The sequence below is a fragment of the Vibrio sp. 10N.222.46.A1 genome (genome assembly GCF_041473595.1).
Lineage (GTDB): Bacteria > Pseudomonadota > Gammaproteobacteria > Enterobacterales > Vibrionaceae > Vibrio > Vibrio tasmaniensis_A.
The window spans coordinates 1-2,908 of record NZ_JBFRSN010000820.1 but is presented as its reverse complement, the minus strand read 5'-3'; the positions used below and the strand labels follow the sequence as shown (position 1 = coordinate 2,908).

General features: G+C 42.4%; 2 protein-coding genes. Both read right to left on the bottom strand.

Features of this window, described 5'->3' with window-relative positions; translation table 11 throughout:
* Positions 1-49: 49 nt before the first annotated feature.
* A complete protein-coding gene (locus tag AB4496_RS20520) occupies positions 50-2,098 on the bottom strand; it encodes a response regulator (protein ID WP_017099728.1) in 2,049 nt (682 codons plus the stop codon).
* Between the two features lie 271 nt (positions 2,099-2,369).
* On the bottom strand, positions 2,370-2,908 hold a 539-nt coding region (locus tag AB4496_RS20515; RefSeq protein WP_372131812.1), incomplete at its 5' end, for a TauD/TfdA dioxygenase family protein.

The following is a 2,908-nucleotide window of genomic DNA, read 5'->3' as shown; positions in this document are numbered from 1 at the left end:
TATTCATCTATTCATCTAGTTCAGCTGGATAACCGGACGGTACAACAAATCAAATCCAGTGTGCAATTTTATCGAACAGTCGGGTTTTATCTGCTGGCTTCACAATAAAATCTGACATGCCTGACGATTCCATTTTTTCCAATGTCACTGGGGAACTGTCGCCTGTGTGAGCAATAATCGGCACTGTAGAGTATTCTTTGGCAGCACTGCGGATTCGACGAGAAGCTTCAATACCATCCATAATTGGCATTTCGATATCCATCAGAATCAAATCAACATCCTCGGTATCCAAAGCATCTAACGCTTGTTGGCCATCTTCTTTCTGTACAACGTCAAAGCCCTGTTTTTCCAACAACATTGCGGTAAAACGGCGCAAAGATTCGTTGTCATCGACCACCATTATCGTACGTTTATTAGTCGCCTCTAGTGGTTTCACAGCAACCGATGGCAACACGTAATTAGAATCGAAAAGTAAGCGCTCGATGGTGGCTTTGGTATTCAGTAGCCAAACTTGTGTTTCCACCCAAATCGGTTCAAAAGCAACGTTACGAACACGCTTAATGGGGTGATGCTCATACAAATAGATGATTCTCGCTTCAGTGAACGATAGCAAAGATTCAATTCTATCGAGGTAATTGGCTCTTAAATCTAAGCTCTCCATATCAACGAAAATCAAGTCGAACTCAAATTGATATTCCTTATTTTTAAGTGCTGATACAACGTCTAATACGGTGAGGTCAAACCCCATAAAACGTGATGTCTCAGTAATTTTATCAGAGAGTACTTTCTGGTCACTCACAATCAACACTGTCTTTAGCTTAGTGAGCTCACTCTTAATTTCGTTCACAGAGTGAGAAGTCAAAGATGGAAAAGTCATCGTGAACTGCGTCCACTGTTCCACCTCAGACTTACACTTAATCTCTCCACCAAACGACCGCATTACCTTCTGACAAAATGGCAAACCTAAGCCGTAGTTACCTGATTGGCCGGTGGTGTAAAAATCCTGGAAGATACGTCGAATGACATCGTTTGAAATACCAGCTCCGTTATCGGTAACCATGATTTGATTGGTCACGTCATCACTACACATGGTGACATGAATATGAAAATCTTCGGGGCTGCGATGATGGAATGCGTTCTTGAACAAGTTATACATCACGTACTTCAACAAGGTATCACTACCCAAGAAGTCAAAGTTGCTTTGTACATCTAAAGAGATCGCTGATTTATCAGCTGAGCGCTTATAGTTAAAGCTATCTATCGCCCCTTCCACCACCGCTTGAGCTGAATGTTTCTTGAACGTAGAACGAGATACTCGGTTTTCATCAATTGAAGTCAATAGCAGATCAATCGTCTCGTTACCTGAGTGAATAATCTCCATCGCTTCATCACCCACTTCACGTAACTGTATAACTTCTTCATTACTCAAAGCGTATTGCCCTTGGTGGCCACCACTTTTCGGATTCGGCAATATGGACTGCATAACATCAATAGATGTCAGTAAACCACTTAGTGGGTTTCTCATCTCATGCGCGATACCGGCTCCAAAAGATTTCGCCAATGACACCTTATTCTCATGTTCCACCTGATTACGGAAGTAAAATAAGTTACCGAACAAATAGATAAATAAGAAGATTGGCACATGCGTCCAATCCATTGTGAGCTCTAAGTAGAAGCCTTGTGCCACCCATGCACACAAGGTAGCAATCCCTATCCCGGCGAAGGTTTGTGCAAACATCACTCGAGTGACGTGAACTAATAGAATATGGAGGAAAATAGCCGACATGAAAGACATAACCCATACGTTGGACCAGTTATTCATCAGCAGCATGTAAAAGAAAAAACACGGTAAGCAGAGGGTAATAGCGACTTGATAATAAGCCGGAAGGTACTTTCGCCAATCAAATGGAATACGATTACGAACAACAATCCCAAGGAACAATACCGAGCAAAACAGACGCACGGCTAAATTTTCATAGGGTTGCGGAAACAAGAATTCCCATACAATGTAGTAAGCAGGGAAACCGACAAAGCCCATCCAACCCACAAGGGTTAGGTTAGGTTCTGCGTACTGATAAACTTTACGAATCGCGTTCATACAAATACTTTATTTACTAAGCCCTAACGTTTACAAAGTCTAAAATTTGATGTTGGTTCTTATGTTTTCCGCTGAGTATATTACACATCACCTCAGAGCAGTGAGCTTTCAATCAAATATGTATCAACGCTTTTGATTTTATTATGACTTAGATGAATAAAGTCTCGGTTTCATACTTTAACTCAGACAACATCCCTAAGTGATTCAGATTTATACGCTCACGCCTACACCAATAACGCGCCTTAGCAAGTGCTGCGCCTCTTCGTTTGCATTATGTCACTGTAACGCGATGCATCTTTCTTGGAGTATCGCCGTAATCAATCACCGCGTAATGTTGCGTGACCCTATTGTCCCAAATAGCCATTGATCCCCTGTCCCATTTGAAGCGGACTTGAAACTCAGGGCGTCGTGCAATTTCAAACAGTTGGTTAAGTAAAATATCACTCTCTTGTCGGTCAAGTTCGTTGATATAACGGGTAAACTGCTCATTGATATAAAGTGTTTCTTTACCGGTTTCCGGATGGCTCTGAACAACAGGATGGATTACAGGTGGATTTTTCTGCGCGGTTTTAAGTAGTGATTTGTGCCAATCAAGCTCTATCTGATCTGGCTCAACTCCCTCGAAAGCCACCAGCGAATGAGTCGCAGACAACCCTCTCAGTTTTGCTTTCATGTCTTCATCTAATGACTCGAAAACCGCCGTCATCGAACACCAAATCGTATCCCCACCGGTGCTTGGAATATGTTGAGCATGCAACAAAGAAGCTTTCGATGGCACTTTGCGCCAGGTTAGATCCGTATGCCAATAGC